We start from the raw sequence: 18,965 nt of genomic DNA, 5'->3' as shown, positions 1-18,965 counted from the left end.
CGGCCGCCTCGTCCCGGCGACATGAAGAACAGTACGCCGCCCCGACCCCAACCACCAAATCCGGGGCGGGACCGGGACGGATCTCCTACTGCGGCAACGGAAAGACCGCCGCGGCGAGCGACTTGCGGCCACGGCGCAGGACGGCGAAGCGCCCGTGCAGCAGGGGCGTGTCGGTGACCACGTCGGCCAGGGTGGCCTCGGTGTCGGTGACCTTGGTGTTGTTCACGTAGGCACCGCCCTCGGCGATGGTGCGCCGCGCGCCGCTGCGGCTGGGTGCCAGCCCCGTCTCGGCCAGGAGCTGGGCGATGGGCACGTCGAGGGAGTCAGGCACCGCTGTGGGCAGCTCGGCCAGGGCGCCGGCCAGCGTGCGCTCGTCGATGCCGGCCAGAGCGGCGTACCCGCTGCCGGTGCCGGTGCCGCCGAAGAGGGCCGCTGAGGCCTGCTCGACTGCCAGCGCCGCCTGCTCTCCGTGCACCAGCGCGGTCACGTCGTGCGCCAGCGCCCGCTGGGCCGCACGCGCCTTGGGGGCCTCGCGAGCCTGACGACCCAAGTCGGTGATCTCCTCGCGGCTGCGGAAGGAGAAGGCCTTCAGGTAGCCCTCCACCTGGGAGTCCTCGGCGTTGAGCCAGAACTGGAAGAAGGCGTACGGGCTGGTCAGCTCCGGATCCAGCCAGACCGCACCGGACTCCGTCTTGCCGAACTTGGTGCCGTCGGCCTTGGTCAGCAGGGGGGTGGCGAGCGCGTGCACCACCTCCCCGTCCACGCGGCGCACCAGCTCGCACCCGGCGGTGATGTTGCCCCACTGGTCCGAGCCGCCCAGCTGCAGCGAGCAACCGTGCAGCCGTCGCAGCTGCAGGTAGTCGTTGGACTGCAGCAGCACGTAGGCGAACTCGGTGAAGGAGATGCCCGTGGTGGCCAGCCGCTTCGCCACCGCCTCGCGGTCCAGCATCCGGTTGACGCTGAAGTGCTTGCCGACGTCGCGCAGGAACTCGATCGTGGACATCGAGGCGGTCCAGTCCAGGTTGTTGACCATCCTGGCCGCCGCGGGACCGGTGAAGTCCAGGAACGGAGCGATCTGCTGCTGGATCCGCCCGACCCAGCCGGCGACCGTATCCGGGTCGTTCATGGTCCGCTCAGCGCTCGGGCGCGGATCGCCCACCAGGCCGGTGGCCCCGCCGACCAGGATCAGCGGCTCGTGCCCGGCCTGCTGCAACCGCTTGGCCGTCAGCACCTGCACCAGGTGCCCGACGTGCAGGCTCGCCGCGGTCGGGTCGAAGCCCACGTAGTACGTGAGCGGACCCGTCTGCAGAGCCTGACGCAGCGCGGCCTCGTCGGTGGACTGCGCCACCAGGCCCCGCCACTGCAGTTCGTCCCAGACGTCGCTCACGACTTCGCTCTCCTCGTCTCCGTGGCCGGGCGCCGTTCGCCCCGCCGGGCCCCAGCCTGCCCGATCAGGAGCGTCGAGGTCGACGCGGTACCGCGGCGCGGTACGCGGAGACGGTCGGCTCCCCCGTGGCGCACGCGCGCCACGGGGTGGGCGCGCCGGCACCGGCGACGCCGACGCGCGGTCCCCAGGACACCGCTTCGTCCGGTACCGGCTCCCCCGCCAGGACGCGCAGCGGGCCGCCGACGCACACGTCGGCGCCGCCCTGCTCGCGGGTGATGGCGAGCGCCCGCGTCAGGCGCGCCGGCCCGCGCGCCAGGTCCGCGTCCCGCCGGGCCGCACTGCGGCGCTCCCGCGCCAGCTCGAGCCCTTCGACGACCTCCCCCGCCCGCAGCAGCACCGCCGACGCGGTGCCCTCCCGACCGGTGACCAGGTTCACGCACCAGTGCATGCCGTAGGAGAAGTACACGTACGCGTGACCGGCCGGGCCGAACATCACCTCGGTGCGCGGGGTGCGGCCGCGGAAGGCGTGCGACCCGGGATCAGCCTCGCCCGCGTACGCCTCCACCTCCGTCAGACGGACGGCGACCGCACCCTCCGGCGCCTCGTGGCGCACCACGCGCCCCAGCAGGTCGCGGGCGACCTCGAGCACCTCGCGGGCGAAGAACTCCCGCGGCAGGGGGGTCAGGGTCGCGTCCACGCCCGGTGCTCCCCCAGGGTCGTGCGAGCCCGCTCGAGCTGCTCGGCCACGCGCACGGGGGCAGTGCCGCCCTCGGCGTCGCGCGAGGCGAGCGAGCCGGCCAGGCTCAGCACGTCCTTCACCTCCGGCGTCAGGTGCGGGGAGACCGAGGACAGGTCCGCGTCCGTGAGGTCCCACAGCTCCACCGGGCGGCCCTGCGCCTCGGTGAGCTCCTCGCAGCGGCGCACGCACGCGCCCGCGACGTGGTGGGCCTCGCGGAACGGGACGCCCTGCCGGACCAGCCACTCGGCGATGTCGGTGGCCAGCGCGAAGCCCTGCGGCGCGAGAGCGGCCATCCGGTCGGTGTGGAAGCGCAGCGTGCCGACCATGCCCGCGACCGCGGGCAGCAGGACCTCGAGGGTGTCGACGGCGTCGAACACCGGTTCCTTGTCCTCCTGCAGGTCCCGGTTGTACGCCAGCGGCAGGCCCTTGAGGGTGCTCATCAGGCCGGTGAGGTCGCCGATGAGGCGGCCCGCCTTGCCGCGGGCCAGCTCCGCGACGTCAGGGTTCTTCTTCTGCGGCATGATGCTCGAACCCGTGGACCAGGCGTCGTGCAGCGTCACGAAGGAGAACTCCTTCGTCGCCCAGAGGATCACCTCCTCGGAGATCCGCGACAGGTCGACGCCGATCATCGCGGCGACGAAGGCGAACTCGGCGGCGACGTCGCGCGCAGCGGTGCCGTCGATGGAGTTCTCCACGCTGCGGGCGAACCCCAGCTCCTCGGCGACGGCCTGCGGGTCCAGACCCAGGGAGGAGCCGGCCAGCGCGCCGGAGCCGTACGGGGAGACGGCGGCGCGCTCGTCCCAGTCCCGCAGCCGCTGCACGTCGCGCAGCAGGGGCCACGCGTGCGCCAGCAGGTGGTGCGCCAGGAGCACCGGCTGGGCGTGCTGCAGGTGGGTGCGCCCGGGCATCGCGGCACCGGGGTGAGCCGCGGCCTGCTGCACGAGCGCCTCCACGACGTCGAGCACACCGTCGGCGACGAGGCGGGCGTGCTCGCGCAGGAACATCCGCAGCAGGGTGGCGATCTGGTCGTTGCGCGAGCGCCCCGCGCGCAGCCGGCCGCCGACGTCCGGCCCCACGCGCTCCACCAGGGCCCGCTCCAGGGCGGAGTGCACGTCCTCGTCGTCCTCGGCGGGGGTGAACGCGCCGGAGACGACGTCGGCCTCCAGCTCATCGATGCCCGTCAGCAGTGCCCGCGAGGTGTCGTCGTCGAGGAGCCCGGCGCGGTGCAGCACGCGGGCGTGGGCCCGCGAACCGGCGAGGTCGTGGCGGGCCAGGCGGAAGTCGAAGTGCGTGGACTTCGACAGCGCGGCCATCGCCTGCGCGGGGCCGCTGGCGAACCGGGCACCCCACAGCCCCTTCTCCGCCTGCTCGTGCAGCCGCTGCTCGCTCACGGGGTCTCTCCTTCGTCGTGGTGGTCCGGTCGGGCCGTGGTGGGAGCCCCCTCGCGGCGGGCCAGGGCGAGGAAGCGCGCGGCGACGGCGTCGCCGCCGAGGGGTTCGCGGGCGATGACGAGGACGGTGTCATCACCGGCGATGGTGCCGAGGAGGGCGGGCATGACGGAGTGGTCGATCGCGCTGGCGAGGAACTGCGCCGCCCCCGGCGGGGTGCGCAGGACCACGAGGTTCGCCGACGCCTCGGCGGAGACGAGCAGCTCCTCGCACCACCGGGCCAGGCGGGCGTCCAGCACCTCCTGGGCGATGCCGCTGCGGGGGGTGCGGTCGCCCCCCTCGGCCGGCAGGGCGTACACCAGGCCTCGGTCACCGTCGCGGACCTTCACCGCACCGAGCTCCACGAGGTCGCGCGAGAGGGTCGCCTGGGTGACCGCGACGCCCTCCTCCGCGAGGTGAGCGGCGAGCTCCGTCTGCGAGCGCACCGGCCAGCGCGCCAGCAGCGCGGCGATCCGGGCGTGCCGGAACGCCTTGGTGCCCGTGCCCGCCGCCGTGCTCACCGGGACTTCGCGAGCAGCCAGACGAGCAGGGCCTTCTGGGCGTGCAGGCGGTTCTCCGCCTCGTCCCACACGACCGACTGCGGGCCGTCGAGGACCTCGGCGGTGATCTCCTTGCCGCGGTACGCCGGCAGGCAGTGCAGGACGATCGCAGCGGGGTCTGCGAGCGCCATCAGCTCCGGCGTCACCGCGTAGGGGGTGAAGCGCTGCAGGCGGTCGGCGGCGTCCAACCCCTCCTGCCCCATGCTGATCCACGTGTCGGTGACGACGACGTCGGCGCCCGCAGCGGCCTCGCGGGGGTCCTGGGTGACGGTGACGGAACCGCCGGTGCCGGTGGCCACGGCGCGGGCGCGCTCCACGATCGCCGCGTCGGGCAGGTCGGTGGCGGGGGTGGCGATGCGCACGTGCAGGCCGGCGGTGGCTCCGCCGAGCGCGTAGGAGTGGGCCATGTTGTTCGCCCCGTCGCCCAGGTAGGCCATCGTCAGTCCGGCCAGGCGGCCCTTGTGCTCCGCGACGGTCTGCAGGTCAGCGAGGATCTGGCAGGGGTGGTAGTCGTCGCTGAGGGAGTTCACCACCGGGACGCGCGAGTGCGCGGCCATCTCCTCCAGCCGGGACTGCGCGAAGGTGCGCCACACGATCGCGGCGACCTGGCGCTCCAGGACGCGGGCGGTGTCGGCGACCGGTTCGCCACGGCCCAGCTGGGAGCCGGCGGCGTCGATGACGAGGGGGGAACCACCCAGTTCGGCGACGCCGACGCTGAACGAGACGCGGGTGCGGGTGGAGGGCTTGTCGAAGAGCAGGGCGACGGTGCGCGGGCCCTCCAACGGGCGCTCGGCGTACCGGTCGGCCTTCAGCCGCGCGGCGAGCGCCAGGACCTCCGCCTGCTCGGCGGGGCTGAGGTCGTCGTCGGCGAGGAAGTGGCGGGTGGTCACGAGTCCTCCGCGGGGGTTCGGGCGGCGTCGAGCACGGACGGCAGGGCGTCCAGGAAGGTGTCCGCGAGGGCGGTGGTGAGCACGAGCGGGGGCGCCAGCCGGATCGTGTCCGGGCGCACGGCGTTGACGATGAACCCGTGCGCGAGCGCGGCCCCCGCAGCGGCCGCAGCCACGGGTTCGGTCAGGGCGATGCCGAGCAGGAGGCCCTCGCCGCGCACCCCGCCGACGAGCGGGTGCTCCAGGGCTGCGATCCCCTCACGCAGGTGGGCACCGACGGCGCGCACGTTCGCGAGCAGCCCGTCGCGCTCGATCGCGTGCAGGGTCGCCAGGCCCGCCGCGGAGGCGACGGGGTTGCCGCCGAAGGTGGTGCCGTGCTGACCGGCGCCGAGCAGTGCGGCGTTGTGGGTGCCGAAGGCGACGGCGGCACCGACGGGGACGCCCCCGCCGAGGCCCTTGGCGACCGTCACGACGTCGGGCAGGACGCCGCCGTGGCGCGGCTGCTGGTGCGCGAACCACGCCCCCGTGCGCCCGATCCCGGTCTGCACCTCGTCCAGGACGAGGAGGGCGCCGTGATCGGTGGTGATGCGGCGGGCCGCGGCGAGGTAGCCGTCCGGCGCGGGGGTGACCCCGCCCTCGCCCTGCACGGGTTCGAGGAACACCGCGGCGGTCGCGCCGTCCACGGCGCGACCGAGGGCGCCGACGTCCCCGTAGGGGACGAACTCCACCCCGCCGGGCAGCGGCTCGAACGGGGCGCGGTACGCCTCCTTGGAGGTCAGGGCGAGCGCGCCCATCGTGCGGCCGTGGAAGGCGTCCACGGCGGCGACGACCTTCGGGCGGCCGGTGCGCCGGGCCATCTTGAAGGCGGCCTCGTTGGCCTCGGCGCCGGAGTTGCAGAAGAACACCCGCGAGCCCTCGGGGGCGCGGGCGATGCCGAGCAGCCGCTCGGCGAGGGCGATCTGCGGGGCCGTGGCGAAGAAGTTCGACACGTGCCCGAGGGTCGCCAGCTGCGAGGTCACCGCCGAGACGAGCAGCGGGTGCGCGTGACCCAGGGCGTTCGTGGCGATGCCGGCGAGCAGGTCGAGGTAGCGGTTGCCGTCGGCGTCCCAGACGTGGCAACCCTCGCCGCGCACCAGCACCCGCTGGGGGGTGCCGTAGGTCCCCATGACCGAGGAGGAGTACCGCTGCAGCCAGGCCGCGGCACCGCCCTCCGCCACGGGCAGGGCCTCGGCCCGCTCCTCGCGCGCCACCGCCGAGTCCACGGTTCCGCCTCCCGAGGGGTTCACGGCACGACCATCGTGCCGTTGCCGGAGGTCGTGAAGACCTCCAGCAGGACCGAGTGCGCCAGCCGGCCGTCGATGACCGTGGCGCGGGGGACGCCGCCGCGCACCGCGCGCAGGCACGCCTCCATCTTCGGCACCATGCCGGACTCCAGGGACGGCAGCAGCTGCGCCAGCTCCCCGGCGGTGATCTCGCTGACGAGGGACTCGCGGTTCGGCCAGTCCGCGTACAACCCGGCGACGTCGGTCATGACGACGAACTTCTGCGCGCCCAGGGCGACGGCGATCGCCGAGGCGGCGGTGTCGGCGTTGACGTTGAGCACCGACCCCGGCACCAGCTCGCCGTCGTCGTCGACCTCGGGGGCGATCGTGGAGATGACGGGGATGCGGCCGGCGGCCAGCAGGTCGTTCACCGCGGCCGGGTCCACGCCGACGACGTCACCGACCAGGCCGACGTCCACGAGCTCGCCGTCGACGAGGGCCTCGCGGCGGCGAGCGCGCAGCAGGCCGGCGTCCTCCCCGGACAGGCCCACCGCCAGGGGGCCGTGCGCGTTCAGCAGGCCGACGAGCTCGCGGCCCACCTGCCCCGTGAGGACCATCCGCACGACGTCCATCGCCTCGGGGGTGGTCACGCGCAGGCCGCCGCGGAACTCGCTGGCGATGTCCAGGCGCTGCAGCATCGCGGAGATCTGCGGTCCGCCGCCGTGCACGACGACGGGTCGCAGGCCCGCGGTGCGCAGGAACACGACGTCCTCGGCGAACGCGCGCTTGAGCTCGTCGTCCACCATGGCGTTGCCGCCGTACTTGAGCACGACGAGGGCGCCGTGCCACTTCTGCAGCCAGGGCAGGGCCTCGACGAGCACGCTCGCCTTGTCCTCCGCCGTCAGGGTCGTCAGGTCGCTCATGTCGAGTAGGCGCTGTTCTCGTGGACGTAGGCGTGGGTGAGGTCGTTGGTCCAGACCGTGGCGGTGTGCTCGCCGGCGTGCAGGTCGACCAGGACGCGCACCTCGCGGGGTGCGAGGTCGACCTGCGCGGGGTCGGCGCCGGGAGCGCCGCCGACGCAGACGGGCACCCCGTTGAGGCTGACGTCGAGGTCCTGCGGGTCGAACTCGGCGGACGTGGTGCCGACGGCGGCCAGGACGCGGCCCCAGTTGGGGTCCTTGCCGAAGACCGCGGCCTTGAAGAGGTTGTTGCGGGCGACGGAACGGCCCACCTCGACGGCGTCGGCCTCGCTGGCGGCACCGACGACCTCCACGGCGATGTCGTGGTCGGCGCCCTCGGCGTCGGCGACGAGCATCCGCGCCAGGTCGGCGCAGACGCGGTGCACCACGGCGTCCAGTTCCGCCGGTCCGGGGCGGGTGCCAGAGGCGCCGCTGGCCAGCAGCACGACGGTGTCGTTGGTGGACATGCACCCGTCGGAGTCCACGCGGTCGAACGTGGTGCGGGTGGCCGCCCGCAGCGCCCGGTCGAGGTCGGCCGCCTCGGCGACCGCGTCCGTGGTGAGCACCACGAGCATCGTCGCCAGGCCGGGGGCGAGCATGCCCGCCCCCTTCGCCAGGCCGCCGACGGTGAAACCCGCCCCCTCGGCGACCGCCTGCTTGGAGACGGTGTCGGTGGTCATGACGGCCGTGGCGGCGGCGGTGCCGCCCTCGGCGGACAGGGCCGCGTGCGCGGCCCTCACCCCGGCGAGCAGTTCCTCGCGAGGCAGCGGCACCCCGATGAGGCCGGTGGAGCACACGACCACGTCGGCGGGACCGCAGCCGGCCAGCTCACCGACCAGCTCGGCGGTGGCGTGGGTGGTCTGGAACCCCTGCGGCCCGGTGAAGCAGTTGGCGCCGCCGGAGTTCAGCACGACCGCGCGCAGGTGCCCGTCGGCGCTGGCGCGCTCGCTCCACAGCACCGGGTGCGCCTTGCAGCGGTTGGAGGTGTAGACGGCCGCGCCCGCGTCGAGCGGTCCGTCGTTGACGACGAGGGCGACGTCGGGCCTGCCGCTGGGCTTGAGCCCGGCGGTGACGCCCGCGGCGCGGAAACCGGCGGGGGCGGTGACGCTCACGGCGCCACCCCCGCGGCGCTCAGCCCGGTGGTCTCGTCCAGCCCGAGGGCGACGTTGACGCTCTGCACGGCTCCTCCGGCGGTCCCCTTGGTGAGGTTGTCGACGGCGGACACGACGACGACGCGCCCGGCGTGCTCGTCCACGGCCAGCTGCAGCAACGCGGCGTTGCCACCCAGCACGGCCGCGGTGGACGGCCAGCGGCCCTCGGGCAGCAGGTGCACGAACGGCTCGTCCGCGTACGCCACCTCCCAGGCGGCGCGCACGTCACCGGCCGCGACCCCGGGCGCGAGCCTCGCCGTGCAGGTGGCCAGGATGCCGCGCGGCATCGGCGCCAGCGTCGGGGTGAACGACACCGAGACCGGCCCGCCCGCCGCGAGCGCCAGGTTCTGCTCGATCTCGGGGGTGTGCCGGTGGCCGCCCCCGACGCCGTACGGGCTCATCGAGCCCATGACCTCCGCCGACAGCAGGTGCGGCTTGAGGCTCTTGCCTGCGCCGGAGGTGCCGGAGGCCGCCACCACGACGACGTCCTCGCCGGCCAGCAGCCCGGCGGCGAACCCGGGGGCCAGGGCCAGGCTCACGCTCGTGGGGTAGCAACCCGGCACGGCGACGCGACGGGCTCCGGCGAGACGCTCGCGTTGCTTGCCGCCGGCGGCCAGGGACAGCTCGGGCAAGCCGTAGGGCCAGTGGCCGGCGTGCCCGGGGCCGTAGAACCGCTCCCACTGCTCCGGGTCGGTGAGCCGGTGGTCGGCGCCGCAGTCCACGACGAGGACGTCCTCGCCCAGCTCGGCGGCCACGGCCGCCGAGTGCCCGTGCGGCAGGGCGAGGAAGACCACGTCGTGCCCGGCGAGGACCTCGGCGGTGGTGGGCTGCAGCACGCGCTCGGCCAGGGGCAGCAGGTGCGGCTGCAGCTCACCGAGCGCCGTGCCGGCGTTGGAGGCACCGGTCAGGGCGCCGATCTCCACGTGGGGGTGCTGCAGCAGCAGCCGCAGCAGCTCGCCACCGGCGTAGCCGCTGGCGCCCGCGACGGCGACCTTCAGCCGCCTGTCCGTCTCCATGCGCATGACCATACACGGTTCTGCGTACCCATGCAGAGGGGATCAGGTCAGCGGGTCCCCCGGCCCGTACGGCAGCAGGTCCAGGCACCGGGCCCGCTCGGGCAGACCGGCACGGGCGGCGGCCACCAGCGACGCGGGGGTGTCCGCACCCGCCCGCACGAGCCGGCCCGCCCAGGCGTCCAGCTCACCGCGCCCGATCGCCAGCACCAGCGCCACCACGTCGGCCGGTGCGGTCCACTCCGTGCGGTCGGCGTGCTGGGCCATCGAGGTGGACATGTCCGTGCGCACCACACCCGGCGAGAGCTCGAAGGCCAGCACGCCGTGTTCGCGCCCCGCCGCCGTGACCGCGCCGCCGAGGCGGAACAACGCCGCCTTGCTGGCGGCGTACCCGGCGTGCAGGGCCGAGTCCTTGTGCGCCGCGCCGGAGCTGAGGTCCACCACCCGGCCGCCGCCGCGGGCGACCATGCCCGGCACCACGGCGCGCACCAGGTGCAGGGGGCCGAGCACGTTGGCCTCCAGGACGCGGCGCACCTCGTCGGGGTCCGCTTCCCACGGCACCGCCTCGTCGGCCTCGATGCGCCCGGCGCAGTTCACCAGCAGGGCCGCACCACCCAGCTCCGCCTCCAGCGCGTGCACCGCGGCCGCCACGGCGTGGTCGTCCGTGACGTCGACCGGCGTGGCGACCGCCCGTCCACCGGCGACGGTCACCTCCTCCACGACCTCGTCGAGCGCGACCGCGTCCCGCGCCAGGGCCCCGACCGCCCAGCCGGCGCGCGCCAGGCCCAGCACCAGCTCGCGCCCGATGCCCCGGCTGGCGCCGGTGACCAGGGCCACCGGCGCCCGGGACCCCCGGGACGTGTCCTCAGGCACGCTGCACCGCCTCCGTCCGTCGGCTCGCCTCGGCCACCGCGGCGTCGCGGGCCGCGCCGGCCTCCTCGGCCGTCAGGGTGCGGTCCGGCGCGCGGAAGCGCAACGCGTAGGCGAGCGACTTGCGGCCCTCGCCGACCTGGGCGCCGGTGTAGACGTCGAAGAGGTGCACGTCCTCCAGCAGCTCGCCGGCACCGGCGCGCAGCGCCTCCTCCACCCGGGCGGCGGGAACCGCGGCGTCCACGACGAGCGCGACGTCCTGGGTGGCCGCCGGGTAGCCCGACAGCGCCCCCACCTGCGGGCTCGCCCCCACCTGCGCCAGCAGGACGTCCAGGTCCAGCTCGAAGGCCGCGGCGCGCGCGGGCAGCTCCAGCGCCTCCAGGGCGGCCGGGTGCAGCTCACCGGCGTGGCCGACGACGTGGCCGGCGCGGGTGCTCACCCGGGCGCAGCGGCCCGGGTGCCACGGCGCGTGCTGCACGGCCTCGACGACGACCTCCACGCCCAGGGCCGCGGCCACCGCGCGGGCGGCGTCCACGGCGTCCGCCCACAGCACCGGTTCGGCCTCGCGGGCGAAGCCGTCCGCAGCGGCGCCCGGCCCGCGGCGCGCGCCGGTCAGCACACCGGCCACGTGCAGCGGCTGCGGCGGCACCGCGGCCAGCAGCGCGGTCAGCTCGCCCTCGCCGGGGCGCTGCTCCACCCCCGGCAGCGGCGCCGGGGCCGAACCCGCGACAGGGAGGGTCACGGCGCCGAACTCCACCAGGGCCAGGTCCCGCAGACCGCGCGAGACGTTGCGGCGCACCACGTCCACGAGGGAGTCCAGCACGGAGGTGCGCATCAGGGGTTGCTGCTCCGACAGCGGGTTCGCCAGGCGCAGCGCGCGGCGGCGCGGGTCGTCGGCGGCCAGGCGCTGCGCGTCGTGCACCGCGGCCGCCACGAACGGGTACGAGAGGACCTCCACGAACCCGTCGTCGGCCAGCGCCCGCGCGGCGGAGCGGCGGGCGCGCTGCTGCGGCGTCAGGCCGCGGCCCGCCGGGGCGGCCGGGAGCACCGAGGGGATCGCGTCGTAGCCGCGCAGGCGCGCGACCTCCTCCACGAGGTCCACCCGCTGCGCCAGGTCGGGCCGCCACGTCGGCGGCACGACCGTCAGCACGCCGCCGGCGTCGGTGACCTCGCACCCCACCTCGCGCAGGGCCCCGGCGACCTCGTCGGCACCCACGGGGGTGCCCACGACGCGCTCGACGAAGCCCGCGGGCAGCGTCAGGGGTACCACCTGCGCCGGCTCGCCGACGTCGGTGGCGGCCGCGTCCGCGGTGCCGCCGCCGTGCTCCGCCAGCAACCGCACCGCCAGCTCCACCACCCGGTCCGCGATCGCCGGGTCCACGCCCCGCTCGAAGCGCTTGGCGCTCTCGGTGGGCAGGCGGTGCCGGCGCGCGGTGCGCGCCACCGTCACCTGCGAGAAGTGCGCCGCCTCCACCAGCACGTCCGTGGTCGCCGCCGACACCTCGGTGCTCGCCCCGCCCATGACGCCGGCCAGGGACAGCACCCGCGACGTCGACGGGTCGCCGGGCACCTCGTCGGTGATCAGCAGGTCCTCCGGGTCCAGCGCGCGCTCGACGCCGTCGAGGGTGGTCAGCTGCTCCCCCGCCCGGGCGCGGCGCACGACGAGCTCGCCCTGCAGCGCCGCCAGGTCGTAGGCGTGCAGCGGCTGCCCCGTGGCGAGCATCAGGTAGTTCGTGACGTCCACGGCCAGCGAGATCGGCCGCATCCCCGCCTGGCGCAGGCGGTCGGCGATGAACCGCGGCGTCGGGGCCGCCGGGTCCACGCCACGCACCACCCGTGCGACGAAGCGGTCGCAGCCGGCCGCGCCGCGGATCGGCGCGTCGTCGCTCAAGCGCACCGGGTACCCCGGCCCGCTCGGCGCGGGGACCTGCACGTCGACCGGGTCGTGGAAGACCTCGGCGGTCGGCCGGCGCACGCCGTGGGCGTACTCGCGGGCGATGCCGCGCACGCTGAAGCAGTACCCGCGGTCGGGGGTGACGTTGACCTCGACGGTCTCCTCGGCCAGGCCCAGCAGCGCGAGCGCGTCCTGTCCCGGGGTGACGCCCACGCCGGGCAGGTGCTGCTCCAGCACGATGATGCCGGAGTGGTCGGCGCCCAGGCCCAGCTCCTTCGCCGAGCAGATCATGCCGTCGGACACGTGCCCGTACGTCCTGCGGGCGGCGATGGCGAAGTCGCCGGGCAGGACCGCCCCCGGCAGGGCCACCACGACGGCGTCGCCGGCGGTGAAGTTGTGCGCACCGCAGACGATGCCGCGGTGCCCGTCCGGACCGTTCAGCTCAGGGCCCACGTCGACGTGGCACCAGTTGATCGTCTTGCCGTTCTTCTGCGGCTCGGGCGTCAGGTCCAGGACGCGGCCGACGACGAGGGGGCCGGTCACCCCGGAGGTGTGCACGCCCTCCTCCTCCAGGCCCACCCGCACCAGGGCGGCGGCGACGTCCGCACCGCGCGCACCGGGCTCGAGGTCGACGTGCTCGGCCAGCCAGCTCAGGGGCACGCGCATCAGAGCTCGCCCTCCCCCTGCGCGGCGGAGGCCGGGACGCGTCCGCCGAGGACGTCCGCCACCCCCGACGTCGCCAGGTCCTCCACGCCGAACGCCCGGCTGAACCGCACGTCGCCCTCCACCATGTCGCGCATGTCCGTCACCCCGTTGCGGAACATCAGGGTCCGCTCGATCCCCATCCCGAACGCGAAGCCCTGGTAGCGCTCCGGGTCGATCCCGCAGGCGCGCAGGACGTTCGGGTTGACCATGCCGCAGCCGCCCCACTCGATCCAGCCGCGCTCGGCAGCCCGGCCCAGGGAGAAGCGCAGGTCCAGCTCCGCGCTGGGCTCGGTGAACGGGAAGAACGCCGGGCGCCAGCGCGTCTCGACGGCGTCGCCGAACATGGCGCGGGCGAAGTGGTCCAGCGTGCCCTTGAGGTGCGCCATCGTCAGGCCCTCGTCGATCGCGATGCCCTCGACCTGGTGGAACACCGGCGTGTGCGTGGCGTCCAGCTCGTCGGTGCGGAACACCTTGCCGGGGCAGACCACGTACAGCGGCACGCCGCGCGTCAGCAGCGAGCGGGCCTGCACCGGGGAGGTGTGCGTGCGCAGCACGAGGCCGGAGGAGGCGCCACCGGTCTCGTCGGCCACGTAGAAGGTGTCCTGCATCTGCCGGGCCGGGTGGTCGGCGTCGAAGTTCAGGGCGTCGAAGTTGAACCACTCCGCCTCGACCTCGGGCCCCTCGGCGACCTCCCAGCCCATCGCCGTGAAGACGTCGGCCACGCGCTCCATCAGCAGCGGCAGCGGGTGGCGGGCCCCGGGCTGCGGGCGGCGCGCCGGCAGCGTCACGTCCACCACCTCCGCGCGCAGGACGCGCTCCTCCTCCTCGGCGCGCAGGACCTCGGTGCGGGCGGCGATCGCCTGGTTCAGCCGGCCGCGGGCCGCGCCCACGCGCTTGCCGGCGGCGGCCTTCTCCGGGCCGGGCAGCGAGCCGATGGCCCGGTTCGCCAGCGCCAGCGGGCTGCGGTCCCCGGCGTGCGCCAGGCGCGCGGCCTTGAGCTCCTCCAGGTCGCCGGCGGCGGCCACCGCCGCGAGCGCCTCGTCGAGGGCGGCCTGCACGGCCGCCTCGCCGAGCGGGCCGTCGGCCGCCGCGGCGGCGGGTTCAGCGGGCATCGGGTGCGACGTCTCCTCCGGGTCGGCGGCCGGAGGTCCCCGGCCGCGGGCATCGGGGTGATCCTCCCAGACCGGGGGCGGCCGTGGGACGGCGGCGCTAGGGCCGGGGCGCGGGCGGCTCGCCCGCCGGCAGTCGCACCCGGAAGCGGGCGCCCCCGGCCGGCGAGGACGACACCGCCACCTCGCCGCCGTGCGCCTCCACCAGACCGCGCGTGACGTACAGCCCCAGCCCCGTGCCGCTGCGGCTGCCGCCGTGCCAGAACTTCGAGAACACGTAGGGGCGGTTCTCCACGGGCACGCCCTCCCCCTCGTCGTCGACCGTCAGCACCACCTCACCGGGGCCGCCGCCCGCGACCGCCTCGTGCCCGAGGGTGATGGAGACCGTGCCCGCACCGTGCCGAACGGCGTTCTCGACGAGGTTGGTCACCACCTGCGCCAGCCGGTCGGGGTCGGCCCACAGCTCCGGCAGCCCCGCGGCCAGGTCCAGCTCGAAGCGGTCGTCCTCGTAGCCGGCCACCCGCAGCCGCTCCACGTGCTCGCGCACCAGCGCGGGCAGGTCGACGGGGCGGCGGTGCACGTGCAGGCGGCCGGTGTCCACGCGGGAGACGTCCAGCAGGTCGCCGACGAGGCGGGTGACGCGGTCGGCGTCCGCCTGCACCGTGGAGAGCATCAGCCGCTTCTGCTCGTCGGTGAAGCGGTCCCACCGCCGCAGCAGGCTCGCGGTGAACTGCTTCACCGAGGTCAAGGGGGAACGCAGCTCGTGGGCGACGGTCGCGATCAGGGCGGCCGCGTCCGACTCCGCTCGCCTGCGCTGGTCCGTGCCCCGCAGCGCCACCACGGCCCGCTGCACCGCCCCGCCGCCGGAGCGCACGTAGCGGGCGGTGACCAGCAACTCCCGGCCGCCCGGCAGCAGCAGCATGCGCTCCGGGTGACCGCCGGCAGCGTCCAGGGCGGTGTCGGCCACGTCCCACCAGCGCCGGCCCGAGGTGTCCTGCAGGGGCAGCGCGCGGCGCACGTCCGAACCCACCAGCTCGCCGGCGGTACGCCCCAGCAGGGTCGCCGCGGCGGCGTTCACCGCGGTGATGCGCCCGTCGGCGCCGACGAGGACGACGCCGTCGGGCAGCTCGTCCAGGGGGACGGGCGCGGCACCGTCCAGGAGCGGCGCCGGCTGCGGCGGGCACGCCGGGCCGGGCGCCGTCGCAGCGGCGGCGCCGGTCGTCCCCCTCGGCTCGGCCACGGGCCGAGGCTAGGGCATGAGCGCCGCCACCCCGTGATCGGCGACACGCCGGGCGGGTGGGCCCTCAGCGGCCGCGGCGCTGGGCGCGGGCGCTGGCGTACAGGCACACCACGGCCGCGGTGGCCAGGTTCAGGCTCTCGGCGCGCCCGTGCAGCGGCACGCGCACCACCGCGTCGGCCGCCTCGCGGCCGGTGTCGTCCAGGCCGGCGGCCTCGTTGCCGAACAGCCACGCCGTCGGGGCCCGGAGGTCCACCGGGGCCGGGGCCCCGGTGACCGCGGCGTCGGCGAGGTCGTCCAGGTCCAGTGCTCCGGAGCCGTCGGCAGCCAGCACGGCCGAACCGGCCCCCTGCAGGGCCCGCACCGCGTCGGCCAGCGGGACGCCGGTGACCACGGGCAGGTGGAAGAGGCTGCCCGCGGTCGAGCGCACGCACTTGGGGTTGAAGACGTCGACGCTGCCGGTCGTGAGGACCACCGCGTCGGCACCCGCGGCGTCGGCGGCGCGCAGCACGGTGCCGGCGTTGCCCGGGTCGCGCACGCGGTCCAGCAGCGCCACCAGGCGCGGGCGGGCGGCGAGCACGTCCTCCAGGGTCGCGGAGCGGGTCGGGCACACCGCCACCAGGCCCTGGGGGGTGACCGTGTCCGTCATGGCGTCCAGCACGGCGTCGGTCACCGTCCACGTGCGCACCCCGTGCTCCAGGGCGGACCCGACGACGTCCGGGTGGCGCTGAGCGGCCTCCTCGGTGGCGTACAGCTCCAGCACGACCGGCGCCGGGCCGGCGGCGTGGGCGGCGACGGCCTCGCGCACCGCCTGGGGCCCCTCGGCGAGGAAGCGGCCGTGGCGCGAGCGCGCCGAACGCCCGGTCAGCGACCGCACCGACCGCACCCGCGCGGAACGCGGGTCGGTCAGCACGGCCACCGCCGGGCGTCCGGGGTGCTGCCGGTGCTGCTCAGGCAGCGGAGCCCTCGGCGGCCGGAGCGGCCGGCAGGGCGGCCTTGGCGGTCTTCACCAGGGCGGCGAACGCCGGCGCGTCGGAGACGGCCAGCTCGGAGAGCATGCGGCGGTCCACCTCGATGCCGGCGGCCTTCAGCCCCTGGATGAAGCGGTTGTAGGTCATGCCCTCAGCGCGCGCCGCAGCGTTGATGCGCTGGATCCACAGGCGGCGGAAGTCGCCCTTGCGCGCCTTGCGGTCGCGGTACGCGTAGACGAGGGAGTGGGTGACCTGCTCCTTCGCCTTGCGGTAGAGCCGCGAGCGCTGACCGCGGTAGCCGCTGGCCTGCTCGAGGACGACGCGGCGCTTCTTCTGGGCGTTGACTGCGCGCTTGACGCGTGCCACGGGGATTCTCCTTGCTCATCGGTGCGCGGGCGCCGGCGGGCCGTGGTGGACGGCCGCGCGCTCCGCGCGGGTGGTTGTCGGGGTGGCGGCGGTCAGTGACCCAGGAGCTTCTTGATCTTCTTGACGTCCGCGGGCGAGACCACGGCGTCGACCGAGAGACGACGGGTGCGGGTACTCGGCTTGACCTCGAGCAGGTGGCGCTTGTTGGCGCGCTCGCGCATGACCTTGCCGGCGCCGGTGATGCGGAACCGCTTCTTGGCGCCGGAGTGGGTCTTGTTCTTGGGCACGGGTGTCTCTCCTGTGGTCGGTGCCGGGGTGAGCCGGCGCGGGTCGTGCGGGCACGCGGAACCCGGCCCGGCGCGGGGCCGGGCCGGGCCGGGAGTTCCGCGGCCGGTGTCAGGACGCGGTGGAGGCCGTCTCGGAGGCCGTCTCCCCCGCCTGCGGGGCCTGGTCGGCGGGCTGCGGCTCGGAGTCCCCGGTCGCAGCGGCCTGCTCGGAGTCCTTGCGGCGGCGTTCCTCGGCCTTGGCCTCCGCCTTCTTCTTGTGCGGCCCGATGACCATCACCATGTTGCGCCCGTCCTGGCGCGGCGAGCTCTCGACGCTGCCGAGGTCGGACACGTCCTCCGCGAGGCGCTGCAGCAGGCGGAAGCCCATCTCGGGGCGCGACTGCTCGCGGCCGCGGAACATGATCATGACCTTGACCTTGTCCCCGCCCTTGAGGAACCGCTCGACGTGCCCCTTCTTCGTGGCGTAGTCGTGCGGGTCGATCTTCAGGCGGAAGCGGATCTCCTTGAGGATCGTGTTCGTCTGGTTCTTGCGCGCTTCGCGGGCCTTCATGTCGGACTCGTACTTGAACTTGCCGAAGTCCATGAGCTTGCAGACCGGCGGGCGCGCCGTGGGGGCGACCTCGACCAGGTCGAGACCCGCTTCGTCCGCCAGCCGCAGCGCGTCCTCGACGCGCACGATGCCGACCTGTTCACCGTTGGGGCCCACGAGCCGCACCTCGGGAACACGGATGCGGTCGTTGATGCGGGGCTCGCTGATGTGCTGCTCCTTCGTCGTCGGGCGGGGCCGCCGGACACGGAGAAGGCCCCCGCGCTCGGACGTGCACGGAGGCCCACCTGATCCGGCACCGCGACGCACGAGTGCGACGACGACGCCTTGCTCCCCCGCGGACGGGGGAGGGACCGGGACCCGCGGCGCGCGTGCGCACCGGGGTGGGAGGAGGCCTCCGCTTCACGCTCCGGCCCCACGAACGCCCGCCCGCGCGCTGCGCGGACCGGTGACGTGAGCCGGTCGGTCACCTGTCAGGGTAGCAGCATGGAGCCCGAACCCACCCCTCAGCCCGACACCGAGCCCAGCGACGCGGCGCGCGAACTGGCCCGCGACATCGCGGAGGTGCCCGCCGTGGAGGTGGTCACCACCGCGGCGGTGCACCTGATGAGCGCCGCCGCCGTCAAGTGCGGGCTGGCGGAGGGGCCCGACGCCGCCGAGCACCTGGACCTGGCGGAGGCCCGCATCCTCATCAACGCCCTGGCCGGGCTGGTGACGACCTCGGCGCCGGACGTGGGCGGCCAGCACGCCCGCTCGTTGCGCGACGGGCTGCGCTCGCTGCAGCTGGCGTTCCGCGAGGCCTCCCCGGTGCCCGACCCGCCGGGCAAGGGGCCGGGCGAGCGGCTGACCGGCAGCGTGGTCTGAGCGCGCCCGCCGGCCGCGGCGGGGACCGCGGGAGCGCGGCGCGCCGCCGGGGCCGCGAAGTGGTTGAGTGTCGCAGCACGCGGGGCGAGGGCCTCGGGGATCGGAGGAGGACGTGACGGTGAGCAGCACGGTGACCAGCACGGGAAGCACCCGCAGGAGCGACCTGGCGCGGCTGGTGCTGCGCGCCGGGGTGGGCGGGACGCTGGCCGCCCACGGCGCGCAGAAGCTCTTCGGCGCCTTCGGCGGCGGCGGCCTGGAGGGCACGCAGGGCGCCATGCACGCGATGGGCTTCCGGCCGGGACGGCGCAACGCCGTGCTGGCGGGCGTGGCCGAGACCGGCGGCGGCGCGCTGCTCGCCCTGGGCCTGGCGACCCCGGCCGCGGGCGCGGCGGCGGCGGCGGCCATGGCCGCGGCCGCCACCGTCCACGCGCCCAACGGCTTCTGGGCCACCTCGGGCGGGCTGGAGTACCCGGCCGTGCTCGCGCTGGCCAGCACGGCCCTGGCGGTGGCCGGCCCGGGGCGGTACTCGCTGGACCGCGCGCTGGGGCACGCGCTCGACAAGCCGTGGATGCCGGCGGTGGCGCTGCTGGCCGCCGGCGCCGGGGCCGCGTGGACCATCCGGCAGCGGCAGGCGGCCGTGGCCGCCGACGCGCAGGCGGCAGCCGACGCGCCCGCCGACGCGCCCCAGGCACCGGTCGCCTCCTGAGGCGTCCCCCCGGTCCAGGCGCCG

19 protein-coding genes are annotated in these 18,965 nt (G+C 75.6%); 2 read left to right on the top strand and 17 right to left on the bottom strand.

What is annotated here, in order from left to right; all coding sequences use genetic code 11:
* Nucleotides 1-85 precede the first annotated feature (85 nt).
* The 17 genes from tyrS to infC all read right to left on the bottom strand — a co-directional run bounded on the left by tyrS (nucleotide 86) and on the right by infC (nucleotide 17,581).
* Nucleotides 86-1,387: a tyrosine--tRNA ligase gene (gene tyrS / locus MN205_RS14855; RefSeq protein WP_242128634.1), complete on the bottom strand. Its 1,302-nt coding sequence runs from the start codon at nucleotides 1,385-1,387 to the stop codon at nucleotides 86-88.
* A 64-nt stretch (nucleotides 1,388-1,451) separates the two neighbouring features.
* A complete protein-coding gene (locus tag MN205_RS14850; RefSeq protein WP_242128633.1) occupies nucleotides 1,452-2,084 on the bottom strand; it encodes a DNA-3-methyladenine glycosylase in 633 nt (210 codons plus the stop codon).
* The gene (argH, locus tag MN205_RS14845) at nucleotides 2,069-3,517 is read right to left on the bottom strand and encodes an argininosuccinate lyase (RefSeq protein ID WP_242128631.1); all 1,449 of its coding nucleotides are present in this window, start codon (nucleotides 3,515-3,517) and stop codon (nucleotides 2,069-2,071) included. Before argH ends, MN205_RS14850 begins: the two co-directional genes overlap by 16 nt.
* Nucleotides 3,514-4,074 (bottom strand): arginine repressor, encoded by a 561-nt coding sequence (locus tag MN205_RS14840; RefSeq protein ID WP_242128629.1) that lies wholly within the window; start codon nucleotides 4,072-4,074, stop codon nucleotides 3,514-3,516. Before MN205_RS14840 ends, argH begins: the two co-directional genes overlap by 4 nt.
* Nucleotides 4,071-5,003, bottom strand: a complete 933-nt coding sequence (gene argF / locus MN205_RS14835) for an ornithine carbamoyltransferase (RefSeq protein WP_242128628.1) — start codon at nucleotides 5,001-5,003, stop codon at nucleotides 4,071-4,073. The genes MN205_RS14840 and argF overlap by 4 nt, the downstream gene beginning before the upstream one ends.
* Nucleotides 5,000-6,286 (bottom strand): acetylornithine transaminase, encoded by a 1,287-nt coding sequence (locus MN205_RS14830; protein ID WP_242128627.1) that lies wholly within the window; start codon nucleotides 6,284-6,286, stop codon nucleotides 5,000-5,002. The genes argF and MN205_RS14830 overlap by 4 nt, the downstream gene beginning before the upstream one ends.
* Nucleotides 6,283-7,185 (bottom strand): acetylglutamate kinase, encoded by a 903-nt coding sequence (gene argB, locus MN205_RS14825; protein ID WP_242128626.1) that lies wholly within the window; start codon nucleotides 7,183-7,185, stop codon nucleotides 6,283-6,285. The genes MN205_RS14830 and argB overlap by 4 nt, the downstream gene beginning before the upstream one ends.
* A complete protein-coding gene (gene argJ / locus MN205_RS14820) occupies nucleotides 7,182-8,333 on the bottom strand; it encodes a bifunctional glutamate N-acetyltransferase/amino-acid acetyltransferase ArgJ (protein ID WP_242128625.1) in 1,152 nt (383 codons plus the stop codon). Before argJ ends, argB begins: the two co-directional genes overlap by 4 nt.
* Nucleotides 8,330-9,388, bottom strand: coding sequence for an N-acetyl-gamma-glutamyl-phosphate reductase (gene argC / locus MN205_RS14815; protein ID WP_242128624.1), 1,059 nt, complete (start codon nucleotides 9,386-9,388; stop codon nucleotides 8,330-8,332). The genes argJ and argC overlap by 4 nt, the downstream gene beginning before the upstream one ends.
* A gap of 42 nt (nucleotides 9,389-9,430) precedes the next feature.
* Nucleotides 9,431-10,258 (bottom strand): SDR family oxidoreductase, encoded by an 828-nt coding sequence (locus MN205_RS14810; protein ID WP_242128623.1) that lies wholly within the window; start codon nucleotides 10,256-10,258, stop codon nucleotides 9,431-9,433.
* Nucleotides 10,251-12,815 carry a phenylalanine--tRNA ligase subunit beta gene (gene pheT / locus MN205_RS14805; RefSeq protein ID WP_242128622.1) on the bottom strand — a complete coding sequence of 855 codons (2,565 nt, stop codon included), beginning with the start codon at nucleotides 12,813-12,815 and terminating at the stop codon, nucleotides 10,251-10,253. The genes MN205_RS14810 and pheT overlap by 8 nt, the downstream gene beginning before the upstream one ends.
* On the bottom strand, nucleotides 12,815-13,966 hold the full coding sequence (gene pheS / locus MN205_RS14800; protein ID WP_242128621.1) for a phenylalanine--tRNA ligase subunit alpha: 1,152 nt from the start codon (nucleotides 13,964-13,966) through the stop codon (nucleotides 12,815-12,817). Before pheS ends, pheT begins: the two co-directional genes overlap by 1 nt.
* A gap of 97 nt (nucleotides 13,967-14,063) precedes the next feature.
* A complete protein-coding gene (locus MN205_RS14795; RefSeq protein ID WP_242128620.1) occupies nucleotides 14,064-15,203 on the bottom strand; it encodes an ATP-binding protein in 1,140 nt (379 codons plus the stop codon).
* A gap of 64 nt (nucleotides 15,204-15,267) precedes the next feature.
* A complete protein-coding gene (locus MN205_RS14790) occupies nucleotides 15,268-16,110 on the bottom strand; it encodes an RNA methyltransferase (protein ID WP_255820178.1) in 843 nt (280 codons plus the stop codon).
* 40 nt (nucleotides 16,111-16,150) lie between these two features.
* Nucleotides 16,151-16,537, bottom strand: a complete 387-nt coding sequence (gene rplT, locus MN205_RS14785) for a 50S ribosomal protein L20 (RefSeq protein WP_242128618.1) — start codon at nucleotides 16,535-16,537, stop codon at nucleotides 16,151-16,153.
* A 92-nt stretch (nucleotides 16,538-16,629) separates the two neighbouring features.
* On the bottom strand, nucleotides 16,630-16,824 hold the full coding sequence (rpmI, locus tag MN205_RS14780; RefSeq protein WP_242128617.1) for a 50S ribosomal protein L35: 195 nt from the start codon (nucleotides 16,822-16,824) through the stop codon (nucleotides 16,630-16,632).
* A gap of 109 nt (nucleotides 16,825-16,933) precedes the next feature.
* The gene (gene infC / locus MN205_RS14775; protein WP_374115950.1) at nucleotides 16,934-17,581 is read right to left on the bottom strand and encodes a translation initiation factor IF-3; all 648 of its coding nucleotides are present in this window, start codon (nucleotides 17,579-17,581) and stop codon (nucleotides 16,934-16,936) included.
* 276 nt (nucleotides 17,582-17,857) lie between these two features.
* On the opposite strand from infC, the gene MN205_RS14770 reads away from it, so the two are divergent.
* Both MN205_RS14770 and MN205_RS14765 read left to right on the top strand, forming a co-directional pair.
* Nucleotides 17,858-18,235, top strand: coding sequence for a DUF1844 domain-containing protein (locus tag MN205_RS14770; protein ID WP_242128615.1), 378 nt, complete (start codon nucleotides 17,858-17,860; stop codon nucleotides 18,233-18,235).
* Nucleotides 18,236-18,353: 118 nt separating this feature from the next.
* A complete protein-coding gene (locus MN205_RS14765; RefSeq protein WP_242128614.1) occupies nucleotides 18,354-18,941 on the top strand; it encodes a DoxX family protein in 588 nt (195 codons plus the stop codon).
* Nucleotides 18,942-18,965 lie beyond the last annotated feature (24 nt).

It is taken from the genome of Kineococcus sp. TRM81007 (assembly GCF_022669155.1).
Lineage (GTDB): Bacteria > Actinomycetota > Actinomycetes > Actinomycetales > Kineococcaceae > Kineococcus.
Note: the sequence above shows the minus strand (reverse complement) of the source record. Positions and strands in the feature narration are given on the sequence as shown.

Excerpts from the sequence above, each read along its gene's own strand:
- pheS (WP_242128621.1), bottom strand. The coding sequence starts at position 13,966 with ATGCCCGCTGAACCCGCCGCCGCGGCGGCCGACGGCCCGCTCGGCGAG.
- argC (WP_242128624.1), bottom strand. The coding sequence starts at position 9,388 with ATGGAGACGGACAGGCGGCTGAAGGTCGCCGTCGCGGGCGCCAGCGGC.
- pheT (WP_242128622.1), bottom strand. The coding sequence starts at position 12,815 with ATGCGCGTGCCCCTGAGCTGGCTGGCCGAGCACGTCGACCTCGAGCCC.
- MN205_RS14770 (WP_242128615.1), top strand. The coding sequence starts at position 17,858 with ATGGAGCCCGAACCCACCCCTCAGCCCGACACCGAGCCCAGCGACGCG.
- argB (WP_242128626.1), bottom strand. The coding sequence starts at position 7,185 with ATGAGCGACCTGACGACCCTGACGGCGGAGGACAAGGCGAGCGTGCTC.